This is a genomic window from Streptomyces johnsoniae (genome assembly GCF_031845565.1).
GTDB classification, from domain to species: Bacteria; Actinomycetota; Actinomycetes; order Streptomycetales; family Streptomycetaceae; genus Streptomyces; species Streptomyces johnsoniae.
The window spans coordinates 21,872-40,228 of the sequence record NZ_JAVREV010000010.1; the positions used below are offsets into that span (position 1 = coordinate 21,872).

The following is an 18,357-nucleotide window of genomic DNA, read 5'->3' on the forward strand; positions in this document are numbered from 1 at the left end:
TCAGCGCTTGGCCTCGGCGTATTCCTTGGCGTGTCGGAGGGTGGCGCGGCCTGTTGGTGCCGAGCGCGCCGCGCACGTACTCCTTCGCACGGGCGGCGTCCGCGTCAGGGCCGAGGAGTTCTGCGATGGCGTCGGTGTTGATGACGACGGTGTGCTGGGAGGTGGCGGCCACGCCCCGGGCGGTGTCCTCGAACGTCCACAGGCCGGTGTGCAGGGCCATCAGCGCGGGGAGTGTGACCTGCTTGTAGGCGATTTTGCGGTGGGGGAAGCACACGCGGTGGGATTCGGTGGTGTGCGTGGAACCGTCCTTGGCGCGAGTCTCCATCCGCAGGGTCTGCAGGCCGGGGGACGGCTCCGCCAGGTGGACCTGTACGACGTGCGGCAGCCGCTCGGACCAGCGGTCGGCCTCGTTGACGAAGTCGTAGACGTCCTTGGCCGCTCCGTCGATGTGCACGGTGTCCTCGAAGGAGAAGGTGAGGTCCCGGGCCGCGTGGGCGAATTCGATGGTCTCCTTCAGCGCCGCCAGCTCGGAGCGCGAGTTGCGGTCGACGGCCCGGTCGATCCACTCGAGCGAGGCCGGGTCGTCGTCGATGGCCCGGTAGTCGTGCAGGAGGCGGATGCGGCTGGCGCCGGCGGGCAGTTCCTCGATGATCCACGTGCCGCCCATCGCGGCGACGGGCGGGGCGGAGACCTCCTGGCGGAAGCCGATGCGGCGCGTTGACTCGTCCAGGGTCCGGTGGGAGGTCCAGTTCTTGGGCTCGCCGTTGGCCGTGGCCCAGATGCGGATCCGTTCGCTCCGTTCGCTGCGCTCCACGTGGTCGACGTAGATGGCGGGGGGAAAGATCGTCGGCCAGTTCGCCACGTCGGCGATCAGGCGGTAGACGGCGGCGGCCGGGGCGGAAACGGTGATCTCGTGCTCGACCTCGCGCAGTGCGGACAGTGGCATGCTCGGTGCTCCTCGGTCGGTGGGGCTCGGCGGTGGCGGCCACGGCGGCGAGCCGGGCCGAGTCAGCCATGGCCCGGGAGGTGGTGATCTCCTTGCCGATCAGGCGTTCCAGCGCCCGGCCGATGGCCTTCTGGCGTGCCGCGACCGCCTGCCGCGGGGTGATGTGCCCCCACAGGGCGGGCAGGCGGGCGGCGATGAGGCCGGGCGCGAAGGCGTTGAACGCCGCGGTCACCAGCTCGGGCCCGGCGGCGCCCAGGGGGGAGGCCCGGCCGGCGAGGTAGATGCTCGTGTGGTCGTCGATGCCGAAGGTTTCGAGTTCGCCGGCGAGGTCGGGGGTGAAGTAGAGGAGTGAGTGCAGGGAGTTGAGTGCCTGCGCGCAGCGGCGTGCGGCGGCGGTCGCGGTGGCGTCGTTCGGCGTCGGATGCATGGCGGCCTCGGGCGTGGGCGTGTCGGGTCCTGGGCGGTGGGGCAGTGGGGCAGTGGGACGTCCGGGCCGGGGCATGCGTTCCCGGGGGACGGCTCGGTGCCGGGGCGTGCCCGGCCCCGGACGCCCGGCGCCTCAGTGGTTCGGCGCGGCGCGGTGATGCGCGGTCAGCCGCTCCAGTACGGGCACGATCTCCGGCGGCGAGGGAGCGGCCAGCCGGTCGGCCTTGAGCCGGGCGGCGCCCTCGCCGAAGGCGGGCTCGTCGAGGACGCGGACGAGCTGGCGGCGCAGCTCGCGCGGGGTGAGGCCCTGCGGGTCGACCAGCGGCCCGGCGTCGCGCAGGGCCGCGTAGCGGGCCGCGACCCGCTCGTCCCAGGTGGGGACGGGCAGGATGACCTGGGGGATTCCGTGGGTGGCCGCGACCGAGAAGGTGCCCCAGCCGCCGTGGTGGACGATGGCGGCGCACGAGGGCAGCAGCTGGTTGAGGGGAACGAAGTCCACCGCGCGCACGTTCTCGGGGAGCGGGCCGATGCCGGTGAGCTGGGCCCGGTTGAGCGTGGCGACGACCTCGATGTCGAGACCGGCGACGGTCTCCAGCGTCTCTTCGAGGGGGAAGCCCGTGTCCTTCCCGAACAGGGCGCGCGAGCTGACGCCGAGGGTGAGGCAGACGCGGGGGCGGGCCGGCGGTTCGCGCAGCCAGTCCGGCAGGACTGCGGCCTCGTTGTAGGGGACCCACCGCAGGGGAACGGTGCGGGTGTCCAGCGGCAGCCGAGCGGCCTGCGGGACCAGGTCGAGGCTCCACTGGCCGAGGATCAGGTCCTCGCCGAAGTCGAGGTCGTGGCGTTCGAGCAGCTGGGCCAGCCACCGTGCCATGGGGTCGCGGGCGGCGGACCGGCCGCTCACCTTCTCCCAGCCCCAGCCCATCTTGTCCTGGCCCCACAGGATGCGGGCGTGAGCTGCTCCGGTCACCCTGGCGGCCACCGCGGCGGGCAGGCACAGCGGGTCCCACAGCACGAGGTCGGGCCGCCAGGAGCGGGTGAACCCGATCAGCTCGGCGACCATGCCCTTGTCGGGGTCCCCGAGCGGGTAACACTGGCCGATGATCGCCATGAGGCGGGCCTGTAACTGCTCCGAGTCCCCCGACCGCTGCCCACGACGTCGAGGGCGAAGGCGTCGGGCGGGATGTCGAGCCGGCTGCCCTCCTCCTCGGTCCGGTCCTGCTGCTGGGCGACCACCGTGTCCCCCACCGGGACGGCGATGAGACCGGCGCCGGTGACCGTCGCGGCCATGTCGTCCGACCCCATGCCGGGGTGGCCCACCACGCACACCTCGTGGCCCGCGCTCTGCAGGGCCCAGGCGAGCGGTATGACGGGGTACAGGTGCGACGTCGACGGGAACGTCGCGATCATCACGCGCATGTGATCTCCTCCTCTGCCCGCGGGCGGACGTACCTCACCCGCGGGTCCCGATGAACATGCCGCGGCCGTTGGGGCCGCCCTCCTGGAACTCGGCTTCGACGCCCGCGCGCGCGAATCCGGCAAGGTACTCCTCGCACGAGAACAGCGAGTGGATCTCGGTCTCGGTGAAGTCCCGGATGCCCTGCGCATTGGCGACGGTGTAGCGGACGGTCATCCGGCTTCTCCCGCCCTCCCTGACGGAGTGGGACACGCGGCTGATGACGTGGCCCCGTTCGTGGGTCACGGCTCCGGAGACGAATCCGTCGAGGAATTTTTCGGGGAACCACCAGGGCTCCGCAATGACGGCTCCGCCCGGATTGACGTGCCGCACGAGGCTCGCGATGGCCTCGTGGAGCTGCCCGACCGACGTCATGTAACCGAGCGAGAAGCACATGCACGTGACGACGTCGAAGCGCCGCCCCAGGTCGAAGTCGCGCATGTCACCGGCGTGAATGGTGACGCCCGGAAGTTTCCGTTGCGCCAGCTCCCGCATTCCCGCGGAGAGTTCGAGACCCGCGACCGTGGTGAAGCGTTCGCGGAAACGCCGCAGATGCTCCCCCGTTCCGCAGGCCACGTCGAGCAGGGAGTCGGCTCCGGGGCGTTTTGCCACGGCGATGTCCGCGATCGAGTCGGCTTCCGCGGCCCAGTCACGGCCTCGTCCGGAGTGGATCATGTCGTAGATGTCGGCGTGCTCGCGGCTGTAGGCCATTGATTCCACGGCCGGGTCGACGGTCATCAGGGATCTCCTTCTGCCACTCGAGGCTTTCCCGTTCGGGCGAGCAGCGCGGGCGGTGAACGTTCGGGCCGTGTCCGTGGCGGACCGGCTCCGCCGGCCACCTCCACCTGGTCACCCGGCGGTAATCGGGCGGGAATTCCGAAACCACGCCGGACTCATTCGCGCCTACTTTCCGAGTAGCCGCTCTGGCGTTCAGGAACGACCCTTCCCTCCGCATGCACACGTGTTACCGGATACGGGCGCACCGGGCGGTGCGCACAGCCCTGCGCGTGAATTCAGCGGTCGATCCCGCCGCTGCCCAGGGCACAATACCCGCCTGGCGTACGGCACATGCCGGAGAATTATCCCCGGGCCGTCCACGCCTGGGCAGCGGCGGCGCGGTCAGAAATCCCTGCCGTCCGACGGCCCGCATTCCGCACGGCTCGCGGCCCGTTCCTGCCCGCCTGAGAGGCCGGCCCGGGCCGGCGCCGACGAACAGCCGGTGCTCAACGGCCCGTTCCGGCGCGGGCCGACCGCGGCCCCGCGGCCGATCAGCGAACCGTGCAGGCCGGTGACGTGGGAGATCTCAGGGACAGCAGCCCCTGCGAAGGACGGACGTCGGGTTCAGCTCTTGGCCGGCTCTTCTTGCAGGCCGGGGGCCGCGGATGACGTCTCGGCGCCCGGGGCCGGCTCGGCCGCCGCCTCCTCCTCGGCCGCCGCGGGCTTGATCTGGCGCAGCAGGAACGACACGGCCAGTGCCATCAGCAGCATCAGCGGCGCGGCGACGAACGAGTTGACCTGGAGGCCGCGGGCGAAAGCCTCGCGCGCCGCGGTGGCCAGCGTCTCACCGGCCTGGTCGGGCAGCCGGGCGGCGGCCTCCAGGGCGGAGGCGAGGGTGTCCTCGGCTCCTGCCGGTACGCCGTCGGGGTAGTCCTGATCCATCTGGCCCCGGTACACCGCGGTGCCGATGCTGCCGATGACGGCGATGCCGAGTGCGCCGCCGAACTCGTTGGACGTCTCGGAGATCGCGGCCGCGGGTCCGGCCTGGTCGGGTGGTGCGGCGCCGACGATCATGTCGATGCCGAGGGCGGAAACGGGGGCGAGCCCGGCGAACATCAGCACCGAGGCGAACATCACGAGGCCGGGCCCGGAGGACGCGGAAACGCCCCACAGCACGGCGAAACCGACGGCCGCGAGCACCATCCCGGCGCCGAACACGTACGCCGGACGTACCTTGCCCATGATGGCGGAGGCGGCGAGGGCCGCCACCATGCCGGAGAGCACGGCGGGCAGCAGCCACAGGCCGGCCCGGAGCGGCGAGAGTTCCAGGACGCTCTGGAGGAACTGCGCCACGACGAACTGGACGCCCATCAGGAACATGACGGTCAGCAGGAGCGTCGACAGCGAGGCACTGAACGCCCGGTTGGCGAAGAGGCGGACATCCAGCAGCGGATGTTCCAGGGTGCGCTGGCGGCGGATGAACACGTAACCGACGAGCACCCCGGCCAGGATGGCCGCGCTGGGCACGGGCTGAAGGCCGTGCTTGGCGACTTCCTTGAGGCCGTAGATCACGGCCAGGACGGCGGCCAGCGACAGCAGGGAACTGGCGAGGTCGACGCGCCCGCCCTCGGGGTTGCGGTACTCGGGCAGCAGGAAGGGGCCGAGGGCGAGCAGCAGCACCATCACCGGCACCGCGAAGGAAGGCCGAGCCCCACCAGAAGTATTCGAGGAGCACGCCGCCGACGACGGGGCCGAGCGCCCCGCCCAGCATGAAGCTGGTCGACCACACGGTGATAGCGGTGGTGCGCTGGGCGGGCGAGGGGAACATGTTGCGGATCAAGGACAGTGTGGAGGACGCGAGGCAGGCCCCGGCGATGCCCAGGATGGCGCGGGTCACGATCAGCATTTCCGGCGTCTGGGCATACGCGGTGAGGACCGAGGCCACGCCGAAGGCCCCCGCGCCCCACATCAGCAGCCGTCGCCGCCCTACGCGGTCGCCCAGGGTTCCCATGGTGACGAGGAACCCGGCGATGAGGAAGCCGTAGATGTCGGTGATCCATAACAGCTGCGAGCTGGAGGGGTTCAGGTCTGCGCTCATCTGCGGCACGGCCAGGTGCAGCAGGGTCAGGTCCATCGTGACCAGCATGGATGGAAGCGCGAGAACGGCGAGGCCGATCCATTCGCCTTTCGTGGCCCGCGGCGGGCTCTCGGACAACAGCAGTGTCTTCCTCTCCTCGACGGCCGAACGGACTCGGCCAGGTGGACGCTCAAGACCTTGGAACTTCAAGGCGAGTTGAGGTCAAGCGCAGGTCCCTGGAGAGGCGGTGGGCATGCCGGCACGCCTCCTGCGTCCCGCTCCGCCGCCGGGATACCGGCCGTGCCGCGGGCTGTGGAGTGCCCGGCGCCGTGCCGTTCCATTCGGGAACAACACACCGGAACGTACTCACCACTTTCTTCGCCGCGGTGCCCGGATTCAATCCCCGCTATGTCAGGTCTTCGCGAAGTTGTGCAATGTCTCGGCGGGATACCCCTCCGGCCGTCAGTTCCGCACGCCGCCGAGGGCCGAGGGCACGTGGCGCGGCAGCAGCCCGACCGATGCGGCTTTCGACACCGCGTCCAGCCGGGAGACGGCCCCGAGCTTGCGGAACACGACGTGCAGGTGCCGTTTGACGGTTCCGATGCTGATGTCCAGGCTCCGGGCTATCTGCTTGTTGGACAGCGCCTCGGCGGCGAGGGCGAGCACTTCCTGCTGACGTGGAGAGAGCGTCACCCCCTGGTGGCTGAGCGGTTCCGGCTCGGGCGAGAGCTCGCGCACGGCACTGAGCAGGGCGGCCTGGCCGGCGCCCGCCGGCAGGCATCGGTGGGCCCCCGCCGCGAGGAGGTGCCCGCGGTTGACCCCGCGCGTCGCCAGGACCAGCAGCGCGGCCCGTGGGACGCGGGCACGCGGGGCACGGATGACACGAACGGCCGCCAGCGGTGGCGGCCAGGGTTCGAGAAGGATGACGTGAGGTCGCAGCTCGGCGGCGCGGCGCAACATCTCGGCCTCGCCGGCGACCGCTCCCAGCACGTGCATGTCCTGATGCGCGGCGAGAAGCTGGAATACCGCTTCTTGGAGCAATTTGTTCTCGCCGGCGAGAAGCACACGGATGACGGGCATGGCTTCGCCTTCCTCATGGATGTTCCCGGTGCGTGTCGTGGGAATCGGCGGGGCGGCCGTCTCGGGTGAGCGGGTGCGCGGGTCGGCCGGAGGCGCCCGTTTCCTCATGGGCGGGGAATGGAGTCACGCAACAGGCCGGACAAGGCGGACCGCCGTGCTATGCGCATTGCTTCGCCCCGCGCCGCGCCGTTCGGAGTCCCGGGGCGGCGCGCCATCAGCTGCGCCCTGCCGCAGGAAGCGGTGTCAGATTCCGGCACCGCCGACCGGTCGGCGGGCGGCTTCCCGGAATCTCTTCGCACCGGACCTGGCCCGGCCGCGACAAGTCGCCCTTCGCGTCATGGCATCTCTCCCCCGTGCCCCCGTAGCAGTTCCCCTGCGTCTGCTGTGCCGACGGCCCCCGCGGGCTTCCCGGTGTCTTCCGGGCCGACGGCGCGGTCACCCATGCACGACACCGGATATCGAACACAGGTGCACGCCCAGTCATGGTGGGGGAAAGACATGATTGCTGCAACGCCGTTCAACAAGCCAACTTCACCAGCGGGTCATGGCAGCCCGGTACGGATTACTGTCGACATAAGTGCCGATATCACCTTTAGGGGATTTTTCCTGCATGGGAACGGCCGCCGCGCGGCCCGTCCGGCGGGCCCCTGCCCACCCGGGGACCGCGTCTGAGGAGTCGGTTCTCCGCATGCCGACGCGCGGTGGCCCGTCCACCCCCCGCCGCCCCGGCCACCGCGGCGGCGGGGGGTGGGCAGGCGGCGCGCCGGTGTCGGCAGCACGTTGCCTTTCCGTACGCGACCGCATGCCGGGCAGGTCAGTGGCGTGGATGCCCGCAATCGGGCGCACGGGCGGCACGAATCGTATACGTGGCCGGTTGGCGCCCGTCCCCGTGCGGCCCCGGATGCCCGTCAACACCGGGACCGCGCGGGGACGGGCCACCGCCCGCCACCGGTTTCGCGCGCTAGCGACGCCCGCGCAGCCGACCGAGCAGACGCCTGGCCTGCGCACGCTTCCTCGGGTCCGATGCCGCCCGCCGCGCAGAGGCGATCGCCCTGCGCCCCTGGGGCGTGCGGCTGAACTGCCTGATCCGCTGTATCAGTCGGGGCATCGTGCCCTCCGGTCCTTCCGTCGTGAAGCAGCCGTACTTCCCGACGCTTACCCGTTGATGAGCCGACGATGCCTGCCCGATGGGCGCACGGTCCGCGGCGGGCACCCATCGCGCGGGCCACCACCGCGGGCGCGGGAACCTCGCACGGGCCGGGCCCGCCCGGCGTCAGATGTGGGCGAGGGCGTCGATCTCGACGAGCATCGCCTCGTTCGGCAGCTCGACGAACACGGTCGTCCGGCACGGCAGCACCCCGCTCGAACAGTGCTCCCTGACGAAGGCGCCGTACGCCTCGTTCATCGCGGTGAAGTCCTCGCGCCTGGTCAGGTAGACGCGGAACATCAGCACGTCCTCGACGCTCGCGCCGCCCGCGTCGAGGACGGCCTTCACGTTCTCCAGCGTCCTGCGGGTCTGCGCGCCCACGTCCCCCGGGTGCAGGTACGCGCCGGTGGCCGGGTCCTGCGGGCCCTGGCCCGAGACCTGCACCAAAGGCCCCTTCCGCAGGCCCTGGGAGAAGTTCCAGGCGGGTGCGGGCGCTGCGTCGGTGTGGATCTGCACCTTGTCGGCCATCGTTGTGCCTCTCTGGTTCCCCGGGAACGACGGGCCGCCGCGCCCCCGTTGACCTGCGCAAGTCGGCGATGCTACAACCGCTGCGTTGCGCGGCGCAATCGCCGCCGCGCGGGAGCGGCGGCGGGAAGGCGGAGGCATGGGCGGCGGGGCACCGGGACCGGCGCGGCGCTGATGGCCGACCTCGTCATCCGCGGCGCCACGGTCGTCGACGGCACGGGAGCCCCCGGCCGGGTCGCCGATGTGAGCGTCACCGATGGTCTGATCGAGTCCGTCGGAGGCCCGTTCCCCACCGGCCGCCGGGTCGTCGACGCGGCCGGGCTCGTGCTCTGCCCCGGATTCATCGACATGCACGCCCACTCCGACCTCGCCCTGCTGACGGACCCGGCGCACGAGGCGAAGGTGAGCCAGGGCGTGACGTGCGAGGTCCTGGGGCAGGACGGTCTCTCCTACGCCCCGGTCGACGACGTCACGCTGCCGCAGATCCGCCGGGCCGTCGCCGGATGGAACGGCGACCCGCCCGGCTTCGACTGGAACTGGCGGAGCGTCGCCGGCTACCTGGAGCGGCTCGGCCGGGGCACGGCCGTGAACGCCTGCTACCTGGTGCCCCAGGGGTCGGTACGGATGCTGGCGATGGGCTGGGCGGACCGCGCGCCGACCGGGGCGGAGCTGGACCGGCAGCGCGAACTGGTGGCCGCCGCCCTGCGCGAAGGGGCGGTCGGCATGTCCAGCGGGCTGACCTACGCCCCCGGCATGTATGCCGGTACGGACGAGCTGGTCGAACTGTGCCGCGTCGTCGCCGCGTTCGGCGGCCTGTACGTGCCGCACCACCGCTCGTACGGCGCGGGGGCGCTGACGGCGTACGCGGAGATGATCGACGTCGCCCGCAGGTCCGGCTGCCGCCTGCATCTCGCACACGCCACCATGAACTTCCGCGTGAACGAAGGGCGTGCGCCGGAGCTGCTCGCGCTGCTCGACGCCGCGATCGACGCCGGCGCCGACCTCTCCCTGGACACCTACCCTTACCTGCCCGGCTCGACCACGCTCGCCGCGCTGCTGCCGAGCTGGGCGGCCGAGGGCGGACCGGCCGCCACCCTGGGCCGGCTGCGCGACCGGGCCGCACAAGAACGCATCCGGCACGGTCTTGAGGTGGTGGGCTCCGACGGCTGCCACGGCGTCCCCGTCGAGTGGGAAACGATCCGGATCTCCGGCTCCCGCGACCCGGCCGCGGTGGGCAGGACCGTGGCCGAGATGGCCGCCGCGTCGGGACGTCCGCCGTTCGAGGTCTGCCGCACTCTGCTGATCGCGGACGAGTTGTCCACGACGGTCCTCCAGCTCGTCGGGAACGAGGAGAACGTCCGCGCGATCATGCGGCATCCCGCGCACACCGGCGGCAGCGACGGGCTGCTCGCCGTGGCCCGGCCGCACCCGCGGGCCTGGGGAACCTTCCCGCGCTACCTCGGCCATTACGTCCGGGAGCAGGGCGTGCTCGGGCTGGAGGAGTGCGTCTCCCACCTGACGGGGCGCGCCGCGCGGCGGCTGCGGCTCACGGGCCGCGGGTTCGTGGCGCCCGGATACCACGCCGACCTGGTGCTGTTCGATCCCGGGACGGTGCGCGACACGGCGACGTTCGAGGAGCCGCGACGACTCCCCGAGGGCATCCCGCACGTCCTCGTCGGCGGGGTGTCCGTCGTGCGGGACGGCCGGCACACCGGCGCGCTCCCGGGCCGCGCGCTGCGCCGCGCACCGGATGGCACCACCCGTTGAGCGGCGCCCCCGCCCCCGCCCCCGGGATGCGCCGGTCCTACGCCGCCGCGCCCGCGGCCTCCTCGCAGGCCGCCGCGCCCGCGGAATCGTCCGGCACGGCCGAGATGAGGGTGTCCAGCGCGTCGCGTGCCGCCAAGAGGTCGGACACCGCGTCGTCGATGCGCTCCCGTTCCCGTTGCAGGTCGGGGCCCATGCCGGAGCAGACGGGAACGAGCCGCCCGTCGTCGTCGGCCATGCACGGAAGCAGCTGGGCGATCGTCGCGGTGTTGAGCCCGGCGGCGAGCAGGGTCCTGATGCCGCGCACGGTCCTGACGTCCTCCTCGGCATACGTGCGGTATCCGCTCGGCAGCCGCTGCGGGCTCAGCAAGCCCTGCTCCTCGTAGTACCGAAGCAAGCGCTCGCTGACCCCCGTTCTGGCGGACAGCTCTCCGATGCGCATGGGATCGATCACCACTCATCGCGTTGACTCTCACATTGATGTGACAGTCTAACTTCGCCGGCATGACAACTCAGATCATGAACGAACGACCGGCGCCGTGCGGGCCGTGGCCGAGGGGTACGGCGATCGCAACTACCCGGCGGTGCACGAACTGTTCCGCCGGCCGTGTGCACCTGCGGCCGGCGCACACCAGCAGGCGTCGGTCCGCACGACTCGCGATACTCAACAGTGGCCGCTGCCGTCTCCGCGCCGGCCCGGTATGCGAAGACGGCCTGTCCGCAGGAAGCCGGCGGGACGCACCGCGTCGCTGTGAACGGCCCGCAGGCCATGACGATCCTGCGGGCGGTAGTTTCGCAAGAAGGCCGTGAGGATCGCCTCGGCCGTCCCGTCTGATCGGAGACAGATGCAGCCCGGACCGTATGAAGAGGTGGCCGACGCCGCGGAGCTTCCGGCACGGCTGCGGCACGCTTTCTGGATCGGTGGCGGGAGTGGTGCGGGCAAGTCGACGATCGCCCGCCGGCTCGCCGACCGCTGCGGTTGGCGCCTCTACCCGACCGACGAGGTGATGCGGGACCATGCGGGGCGGACCACCCCCGAGGAGGCCCCCTTTCTGCACGAGTTCATCGCCATGGACATGGACGAGCGCTGGGTGAACCGGTCTCCGGAAGTCATGCTTGAGACGTTCCACTGGTTTCGAGGTGAGGGATTCGGCCTGATCGTCGAAGACCTTCTCCGCCTGCCGCAGGAGCCGTACGTCATCGTCGAGGGATTCCGGCTCCTGCCTCACCTCGTCAAACCTCTGCTTGCTGCTCCTGAGCACGCCGTCTGGCTTCTTCCCACCCCCGAATTCCGCCATGCCGCCATCCGGAGTCGGTCGGTACCAGGGGAAGGGTTCGTCCGGAAGACCAGTGATCCGGCAAAGGCCGACCGCAACATCGCCGAACGGGACCGCATGTTCACCAGGCGCCTCCAAGCGGAAGCCGAGCGTCTCCGACTGCGCACCATCCGGGTCGACACCGCGCTGACGGAAGACGATCTCGCTGAGCAGGTGATCACGGCGTTCGGGCTCTGACGTCGGCCGGCGCCGCGAACCGCGAACCGCTGTTCGACAATCCGAAACGCTCGCCGCGCGGGCAGCGGTCGTGTCAACGCGTTCCGCTCGGTCATCCCCGCCCGCGGGCTGTCGACGACGAGCCGGTCGGGGCGTCCCGGAACCCGCAGCGGGGCGGCGCCGCCGACAACGAGGATACGCACCTGGGCTGTTGCGGCCGCGTCGAGCAGCGCGGTCGTGGTCGTGACGGCGGTGTCCTCGTGCCCGCTCATGTGGCGGGGGTCGTTCGCATCCCCCCTCGACGGCCGTCACGCCGGGCGGCAGGAGCGCCGGCCTTTCCCTCCGGAACACGGCGATGACGCCGTGCCCCCGGCTCGTGGCCTCGCGCACGACGCGCGAGCCGACCATTCCTGCGGCTCCGATCACGGTGATCCTCATCGAGGTGTCCTTTCCTGCGTGGGGTGGGAAACAGAGGTGGGCGAGCGGGTGGGTTCGGGAAGCTGCCCCGCGACGATCGCGGCGAGTGACAGCGCGAACCCCAGGAGCTGGACCGGGCCGAGGGTCTGACCGAGCAGGGCGGCGCCGAGTACCGCGGCGACCAGCGGCGAGAACAGGCCGAGAACCGCGACCGAGGTGAGCGGCAGTGTCGTGACGCCGCGGAACCACAGGACGAAGGTGATCAGGCCGCCGACCAGGCCGAGCCAGAGGTAGCCGAGGGCCGCGGTCGGGCCGATCTCGGGCGGGGGCCCTTCCCCGAGAATGGTGAGGGGCAGCAGGAACAGACCGCCGGCGGTGAGCTGCCAGCCGGCGAACGCGGTGGGGCCGATGTCGGCGGGACGTCCCCAGCGCCTGGTGAGCGTCACCCCGAACGCCATGGCGGCCGCGCCGGCCAGGCCGGCCACGAGGCCGACGCCGTCGAACGCGGCGTTCGGGCCGATCACGACCAGGCCGACGCCAGTCGCGCCTACCAGCCCCCAGATCAAGCGCCGCGCGGAGAGGCGTTCGTGGAGAACGGGCACGGCCAGGAGGGCGACGACGAGTGGCTGCGTAGCCGCCAGGGTCGCGGCAACGCCGCCCGGCAGGCGTTCGGCCGCGACGAACAGCAGGGGGAAGAGCAGGCCGATGTTCAGCACGCCGAGCACCGCGGCCTTCCCCCACCACGCCCCGCGCGGCAGCGTCCGGGTGATCGCCAGCGCGATCAGGCCGGCGGGCAACGCGCGCAGGAGTCCTCCGAACAGTGGGTGCCCCGGCGGGAGGAGCTCGGTGGTGACGACATAGGTCGTGCCCCACACCGCGGGAGCGAGCGCGGTCAGGGCGGTGCGAGACAGATCTCCACGACGTGCACCCCGGCCGGCTCCGCCGGAAGCCCTCGGTACGGCTGGACTTGTCATATGCGGAGTCTCAACGCGACGCGATCAATGAGTCCAATACATGTTTGTCATCGCATCAATCTCGATACAAGATGAATCGATGGAGCTTCAGCAGCTGCGCTACGTTCTCGCCGTCGCCGAGACCAACAGCTTCACCCGCGCCGCCGAACGATGTCTCGTGGTCCAGTCCGCCCTCAGTCACCAAATCGCGCGCCTGGAACGGGAACTCGGCGCAAGGCTCTTCGAACGCACCAGCCGCCGCGTGCGGCTGACGACGGCCGGCGAAGCGTTCCTCCCCGCCGCGCGCCAGTGCCTGGACGCCGCCGAACGCGCCGCGGCCGAGGTCGCCGCGGCCGTGGGAGAGGTACGCGGACGGCTCGCCGTGGGCCTGATCCCTACGGTTGCCGCGGTCGACATCCCGGGCGCGCTGCGTGACTTCCGCCGGCAGTACCCGGAGGTGCGCATCAGCCTGCGGGTGGGCGCGAGCGAGGACCTTGTCGAGCGGGTCGAGCAGGGAACCATCGATGTGGCATTCCTCGGGCTGCCGACCACGGCGCGACCCCGGGGTGTCGCCGCCCGTGAACTCGCCCGTGACCGGCTCGTCGCCGTGGTCGCGCCGGACCACCCGCTCGCCGGCGAAGCAGCGGTCAGCCTGGGGAGGCTCTCGTCCGAGGTGTTCGTGGACCTTCCGGCCGGGACAGCCGGACGTGAACAATCCGACCAGGCCTTCTCGGCCGCCGGTCTCGGCCGTGACGTCGCCTTCGAGGTGACCACCGCGGACTTCATCGCCCGACTCGTCGGGCAGGGCCTCGGCGTGGGCATGCTCCCCTCCGCCTACGCGCCCCAGCTCACCGGCGTCATCACCATCGAGGTCGCCGACGCACCGGCCCGCGTCGAGTACGTCATCTGGAGCCGCTTCAGCCGCACGCCGGCGGCGACCGCGTTCCTCGACGTACTCGACATCACGGCGCGGAACCGGCATGACCCGTAGAGCGCCTTGCCCGCCTGTGGCGGACGCGCGTCGGAGGCTGGGGAAGGGGCCGCGAGCGGGCGGCGCGACGCCGTCTCCTCAGCCGATGAGCGTCTCCTTCGGCCGCACGACGCAGAACTCGTTCCCCTCGATGTCGGCCAGCACGGTCCACGACTCCTTGCCGGTCCGGCCGATGTCCACTTCTTCGGCGCCCAGCGCGATGAGGCGGTCGATCTCGGCGTCGCGGTCGCCCGCGGTCGTCGTCAGGTCCAGGTGCAGGCGGTTCTTGGTCTGCTTGGTCCCGACGGCCGGCATGAAGCACATGCCGACCGGCGCCGCCTCGTCCGGCCCGATCACCACGTCCCGCTCGCGCTCGGACAGCACGCGCCAGCGCAGTGCCGCGGCCCAGAAGCGGGCGCGGGACGGCAGGTCGTGGGCGTCGACGACGATGTGGTGAACGGAGAGAGGCATGGCCGCATACGCCGTTTCCCCCGCGCGCATTGCCGCCGACACGAACCGTAGGCGATCTGTGGGCTCGCTGTGACGCCCGGCACGTGACGCCGGTCACCTACGAAACGGCTTAGGGGGCGCGGTACCGCGTCGGCCCTTGCGGCGCGCGGATCGCGGGGCGGGCGGGCGCTCGGGGCTACGGGGCCCGCACGTAGGTCACGGCTTTGTCGGGCCGCTTCAGCCCCGCTAAGAATGGCCGTCGTCCGCATTCGCGGCATTCCCCCTATTTCGAAAAGGTGCGTCTTACATGTCCGCAAGCAGCACCCATGGCCCTCGCCTGACCAGGACCCGCCGGGTCTCGATCGCCGGCGTCGTCGCCGCAGGCGCTGCCGCGGCGGCCGTCTCGCTCGTCCCCGACGAGGCCGCCGCCGCACAGACGACAAAGTCCGTCGCCCCCTCCCCCGTCGCCACCGGCACGGTCTCCCCCGTCGCCTTCACCACCGAGGCCCAGGGCGCGCAGGTCAACACGGTGCGCGACGGCATCGGCGGGAAGCAGTCCGCGCTCCTACCCACGCCCGCTCCGGCGCAGCAGCCCGCCGCGGAGGAGAACAGCACCTCGGAGAACGCCGAGCCGGAGAGTGAGCCGGCGAGTGAGCCGGACTACCCGAACACACTCGACGGGTGGATTCGCGAGGCCATGGCGATCATGGACGAGCACGACATACCCGGCTCCTACGAGGGCATCCACCGCAACATCATGCGCGAGTCCAGCGGTGACCCGAACGCGATCAACAACTGGGACATCAACGCCCGCAACGGCGTTCCCTCCAAGGGCCTGCTCCAGGTGATCCAGCCGACGTTCGACGCCTACCACGTCAAGGGCACCGAGTACGACCTGTACGACCCGGTCGCCAATATCGTCGCCGCGTGCAACTACGCCGCCGACCGCTACGGCTCCATGGACAACGTCAACGGCCCCTACTGACCAGTCCGTCCGGAACGCGGCGCGCGGCCGCTCGGTTACGGTGACACGCATGCCGTCCTCCCCCGTGACCCCGGATGCCAGTCCGCGCGCCGAAGCACTCCTCGACCTGCTGTACCGGCTCGGCGGCCGGGCGCTGCTGACCGGCCAGCACAATCAGCCGGTGCACGGCTCCGCGTGGACCGAGCGGATCACCGAGCTCACCGGGGTCGTCCCTGCCCTGTGGGGGCAGGAGATCGGCTTCTCCGCCCCGGGCACCCTGGACGGCATCGACCGGCGCGCGGCGAACGTCGCCGAGGCGGTCGGCTGGCACCGGCGCGGTGCCGTCGTCACGTACACGTGGCACGCGGTCTGTCCGGCCGACGACGAACCGGTGGAGTTCCAGGGCGGCATCATCCGGGACCTGCCCGACGCCGACTTCGACGCCGTCCTCGACCCGGGCTCTGCTCTCCACTCCCGCTGGTGCGCGCAGGTCGACGCCGCCGCCGCCGTGCTCGGCCGGCTCCAGGACGCGGGCGTTCCGGTGCTGTGGCGGCCCTACCACGAGATGAACGGCGGCTGGTTCTGGTGGGGCGGCCGGCCGGAGCGGCTGACGCTGCTGTGGCGGCAGTTGTTCGACCGGCTGGTGCGTCACCATGGCCTCAGAAACCTGATCTGGGTGTGGAGCCCGAACGCCGCCTACGACAGCGCGCAGCCGTTCGCCCCCTACTTTCCCGGGCTCGACGTGGTCGACGCGCTGGCCATGGACACCTACGGCGGGCACTACGAGCCGGAGCACTACCGCGGCCTGCTCGACCTCGCGGAGGGGCGGCCGATCGGGCTCGGCGAGGTGGGCGAGTTGCCGTCGGACGAGGTGCTGGCCGACCAGCCGCTGTGGGCCTGGTTCATGGGCTGGCCCGACGTGGTCACCGACGCCAACGACGACGCCCGCGTCCGCGCCCTCTACCGGCACCCGCGCGCCCTCGGCCTCGACGGCCTCACGGCGCCGCCGTTCGGCGGCTGAGGCGGCTCCGGCGGGAACCGGGGGTGCGGTCGGCCGGGGCGCGGGCGGCGTTCTCGGGCGCACCGCGCCGCCGGCGAGGCCCGTTGGTGGCAACTCCTGCGGACTGTGGTGAGCAGCCGTCGCCAGGCGGTGACCCGAGGTGGCGGAGGCCGGTCAGGGGGCGGCGACCTCGACGGTGCACAGCGGGTCCGCGTGGAACGGCCGCAGTTGCTCCTCGGTCGCCGAGGCGTCGGTGATCAGGGTCCAGCGCCGGTCGAAGGTCGCCCACCAGTGGGAGTTGGCGCGGCCGAGCTTTCCGGAGTCGGCCAGGACGCAGACCTCGCGGGAGCGGTCGATCATCAGTTGCTTGAGCGCGGTCTGTTCCGGCCGTGCCTCGCAGATGCCGCGGCCGGCGACGACGCCGTCGGCGCCGAGGAACGCCGCGTCCGCGGTGAGGCGGGACACGGCGGACTCCGCGAGCGGGCCGACCATGCCGAGGCTGAGCTGCCTGACCGTGCCGCCGAGCACGATCAGTTCGATGCCGGGCACGCCCGCCAGTATGTTGATGGAGGTCAGCCCGGTGGTGGCCACGGTCAGGCCGCCGCGGGCGGCCAGCCGCCCGGCGAGGGCACCGACCGTGGTACCGGCGTCGAGCAGCACCAGGCGGCACTCGGCGGCGTGCGGCTCGGCGGTGCGGGCGATGGCCGCCTTTTCGGCCCCCGCGAGCTGTTCGCGTTCCCGCAGGGGCTGTTCCTCGGCCGTGTTGGAGGAGAGCGCGCCGCCGTAGGTGCGCACGATCTCCCCCGACTCGGACAGCCGGGCCAGATCGCGCCTGATCGTGGACTCCGAGACGTTGTACCGCTCCGACAGCTCGGCGACCGCGATGGGCCCCACCCGGAGCAGGTCGCGGATCTCGCGGCGCCTGGCCGCCCCGTTCATCATCAGTCGCCGCCTCCGGGGGCCAGCTCGGTGGCCTGGCGGAGCGCCTCGACCATGCTTGCCTCGTCGGCCCGGCCGGTGCCGGCGATGTCGAACGCCGTGCCGTGGTCCACACTGGTGCGGATCACGGGCAGGCCGACGGTGATGTTGACGCCCGCGTCGAGACCGAGCACCTTGACCGGGCCGTGGCCCTGGTCGTGGTACATCGCGACGACGAGGTCGAAGTCCCCGCGCACAGCACGGAAGAACACGGTGTCGGCGGGCAGGGGGCCCTGCGCGTCGATGCCGTCGGCCCGGACCGCCTCGATGCCGGGCACGACCTTCTCCTCCTCCTCGCCGTGGCCGAACAGGCCGTTCTCCCCGGCGTGGGGGTTGATGCCGCAGACGGCGATGCGCGGGGTGCTCACGCCGGCGGCGGCCAGGGTGGCGTGGCCGCGCCTGATGGTGCGCTCGACCAGGCCGGGCTCGATCTTCGCCACCGCGTCGACCAGACCGATGTGGGTGGTGACGTGGATGACCCGCAGCCGGGGCGCGGACAGCAGCATGGACACCTCGGGGGTGCCGGTCAGCTCGGCCAGCAGCTCGGTGTGGCCGGGGTACTTGTGCCCGGCGGCGTGCAGCGCCTCCTTGTTCAGCGGGGCGGTACAGATGGCGGCGACCCGCCGTTCCCCGGCGAGCCGGGTGGCGGCGGCCACGTACTGGTAGGCGCCCTCGCCAGCCACGGCGGAGAGACGGCCGAACGGCAGGTCCTCGGGGATGTTGCGCAGGTCGATGCAGTCGACGGTGCCGGGCTGCCAGGCGGCCTCCTCGGGCGAGCCGACGGGGTTGACGTCGAGCGGGACACCGGTCAGCTCGACCGCGCGGCGCAGCCGGGTGGCGTCCCCCACCACGAGGGGGCGGAACGGCAGGCGGGCGGCGTCGCCGGCCAGAGCCTTCACGACGACCTCGGGGCCGACGCCTGCGGCATCTCCCATGGTGATCGCGACAACGGGGTGGGACATGAGGGCCAGCCTTCCTGAGGAGGTGCGGGGGAGAC

Annotated in this window: 15 protein-coding genes and 3 pseudogenes; 5 read left to right on the forward strand and 13 right to left on the reverse strand. The window is 71.8% G+C overall.

Annotation, left to right across the window (positions count from 1 at the left end):
- From RM779_RS18570 to RM779_RS18605, 8 genes and pseudogenes are all read right to left on the reverse strand, one after another.
- Window positions 1-946: pseudogene (locus RM779_RS18570) on the reverse strand (aromatase/cyclase).
- A 34-nt stretch (window positions 947-980) separates the two neighbouring features.
- Window positions 981-1,448 (reverse strand): annotated as a pseudogene (locus tag RM779_RS33760) (helix-turn-helix domain-containing protein); the annotation flags it as partial.
- Between the two features lie 57 nt (window positions 1,449-1,505).
- A complete protein-coding gene (locus RM779_RS18575; RefSeq protein WP_311618848.1) occupies window positions 1,506-2,480 on the reverse strand; it encodes a nucleotide disphospho-sugar-binding domain-containing protein in 975 nt (324 codons plus the stop codon).
- Window positions 2,417-2,788 (reverse strand): hypothetical protein, encoded by a 372-nt coding sequence (locus RM779_RS18580; RefSeq protein ID WP_311618849.1) that lies wholly within the window; start codon window positions 2,786-2,788, stop codon window positions 2,417-2,419. Before RM779_RS18580 ends, RM779_RS18575 begins: the two co-directional genes overlap by 64 nt.
- 34 nt (window positions 2,789-2,822) lie before the next feature.
- Window positions 2,823-3,563 carry a class I SAM-dependent methyltransferase gene (locus tag RM779_RS18585; protein ID WP_311618850.1) on the reverse strand — a complete coding sequence of 247 codons (741 nt, stop codon included), beginning with the start codon at window positions 3,561-3,563 and terminating at the stop codon, window positions 2,823-2,825.
- Between the two features lie 603 nt (window positions 3,564-4,166).
- A pseudogene (locus RM779_RS18590) lies at window positions 4,167-5,688 on the reverse strand (MFS transporter).
- Between the two features lie 393 nt (window positions 5,689-6,081).
- Window positions 6,082-6,699 (reverse strand): response regulator transcription factor, encoded by a 618-nt coding sequence (locus tag RM779_RS18600; RefSeq protein WP_311618852.1) that lies wholly within the window; start codon window positions 6,697-6,699, stop codon window positions 6,082-6,084.
- 1,273 nt (window positions 6,700-7,972) lie between these two features.
- Window positions 7,973-8,374 (reverse strand): RidA family protein, encoded by a 402-nt coding sequence (locus tag RM779_RS18605; RefSeq protein WP_311618853.1) that lies wholly within the window; start codon window positions 8,372-8,374, stop codon window positions 7,973-7,975.
- Window positions 8,375-8,545: 171 nt separating this feature from the next.
- Here RM779_RS18605 and RM779_RS18610 point away from each other — a divergent pair, with 171 nt between their 5' ends.
- On the forward strand, window positions 8,546-10,138 hold the full coding sequence (locus RM779_RS18610; RefSeq protein ID WP_311618854.1) for an N-acyl-D-amino-acid deacylase family protein: 1,593 nt from the start codon (window positions 8,546-8,548) through the stop codon (window positions 10,136-10,138).
- A 37-nt stretch (window positions 10,139-10,175) separates the two neighbouring features.
- On the opposite strand, the gene RM779_RS18615 is transcribed toward RM779_RS18610, so the two are convergent.
- Window positions 10,176-10,577, reverse strand: a complete 402-nt coding sequence (locus RM779_RS18615; RefSeq protein ID WP_311618855.1) for a MerR family transcriptional regulator — start codon at window positions 10,575-10,577, stop codon at window positions 10,176-10,178.
- A gap of 427 nt (window positions 10,578-11,004) precedes the next feature.
- On the opposite strand from RM779_RS18615, the gene RM779_RS18620 reads away from it, so the two are divergent.
- Entirely contained in the window at window positions 11,005-11,649 is a 645-nt protein-coding gene (locus RM779_RS18620) for a shikimate kinase (RefSeq protein ID WP_311618856.1), read from the forward strand.
- A gap of 413 nt (window positions 11,650-12,062) precedes the next feature.
- Here the strand turns inward: RM779_RS18620 and RM779_RS18625 are convergent, their stop codons facing one another.
- Window positions 12,063-13,019 carry an EamA family transporter gene (locus tag RM779_RS18625; protein ID WP_311618857.1) on the reverse strand — a complete coding sequence of 319 codons (957 nt, stop codon included), beginning with the start codon at window positions 13,017-13,019 and terminating at the stop codon, window positions 12,063-12,065.
- Between the two features lie 79 nt (window positions 13,020-13,098).
- Between RM779_RS18625 and RM779_RS18630 the strand changes: the two genes are divergently transcribed.
- Complete coding sequence (locus tag RM779_RS18630; RefSeq protein WP_311618858.1) at window positions 13,099-13,989, forward strand: LysR family transcriptional regulator; 891 nt, start codon at window positions 13,099-13,101, stop codon at window positions 13,987-13,989.
- 78 nt (window positions 13,990-14,067) lie between these two features.
- On the opposite strand, the gene RM779_RS18635 is transcribed toward RM779_RS18630, so the two are convergent.
- Window positions 14,068-14,439 (reverse strand): VOC family protein, encoded by a 372-nt coding sequence (locus tag RM779_RS18635; protein ID WP_311618859.1) that lies wholly within the window; start codon window positions 14,437-14,439, stop codon window positions 14,068-14,070.
- Window positions 14,440-14,725: 286 nt separating this feature from the next.
- On the opposite strand from RM779_RS18635, the gene RM779_RS18640 reads away from it, so the two are divergent.
- Complete coding sequence (locus RM779_RS18640; RefSeq protein ID WP_311618860.1) at window positions 14,726-15,403, forward strand: transglycosylase SLT domain-containing protein; 678 nt, start codon at window positions 14,726-14,728, stop codon at window positions 15,401-15,403.
- A gap of 49 nt (window positions 15,404-15,452) precedes the next feature.
- Window positions 15,453-16,403, forward strand: coding sequence for a glycosyl hydrolase (locus RM779_RS18645; RefSeq protein ID WP_311618861.1), 951 nt, complete (start codon window positions 15,453-15,455; stop codon window positions 16,401-16,403).
- Window positions 16,404-16,556: 153 nt separating this feature from the next.
- Here the strand turns inward: RM779_RS18645 and RM779_RS18650 are convergent, their stop codons facing one another.
- Window positions 16,557-17,324, reverse strand: coding sequence for a DeoR/GlpR family DNA-binding transcription regulator (locus RM779_RS18650; RefSeq protein WP_311618862.1), 768 nt, complete (start codon window positions 17,322-17,324; stop codon window positions 16,557-16,559).
- Complete coding sequence (pdxA, locus tag RM779_RS18655) at window positions 17,324-18,322, reverse strand: 4-hydroxythreonine-4-phosphate dehydrogenase PdxA (RefSeq protein ID WP_311618863.1); 999 nt, start codon at window positions 18,320-18,322, stop codon at window positions 17,324-17,326. The genes RM779_RS18650 and pdxA overlap by 1 nt, the downstream gene beginning before the upstream one ends.
- Window positions 18,323-18,357 lie beyond the last annotated feature (35 nt).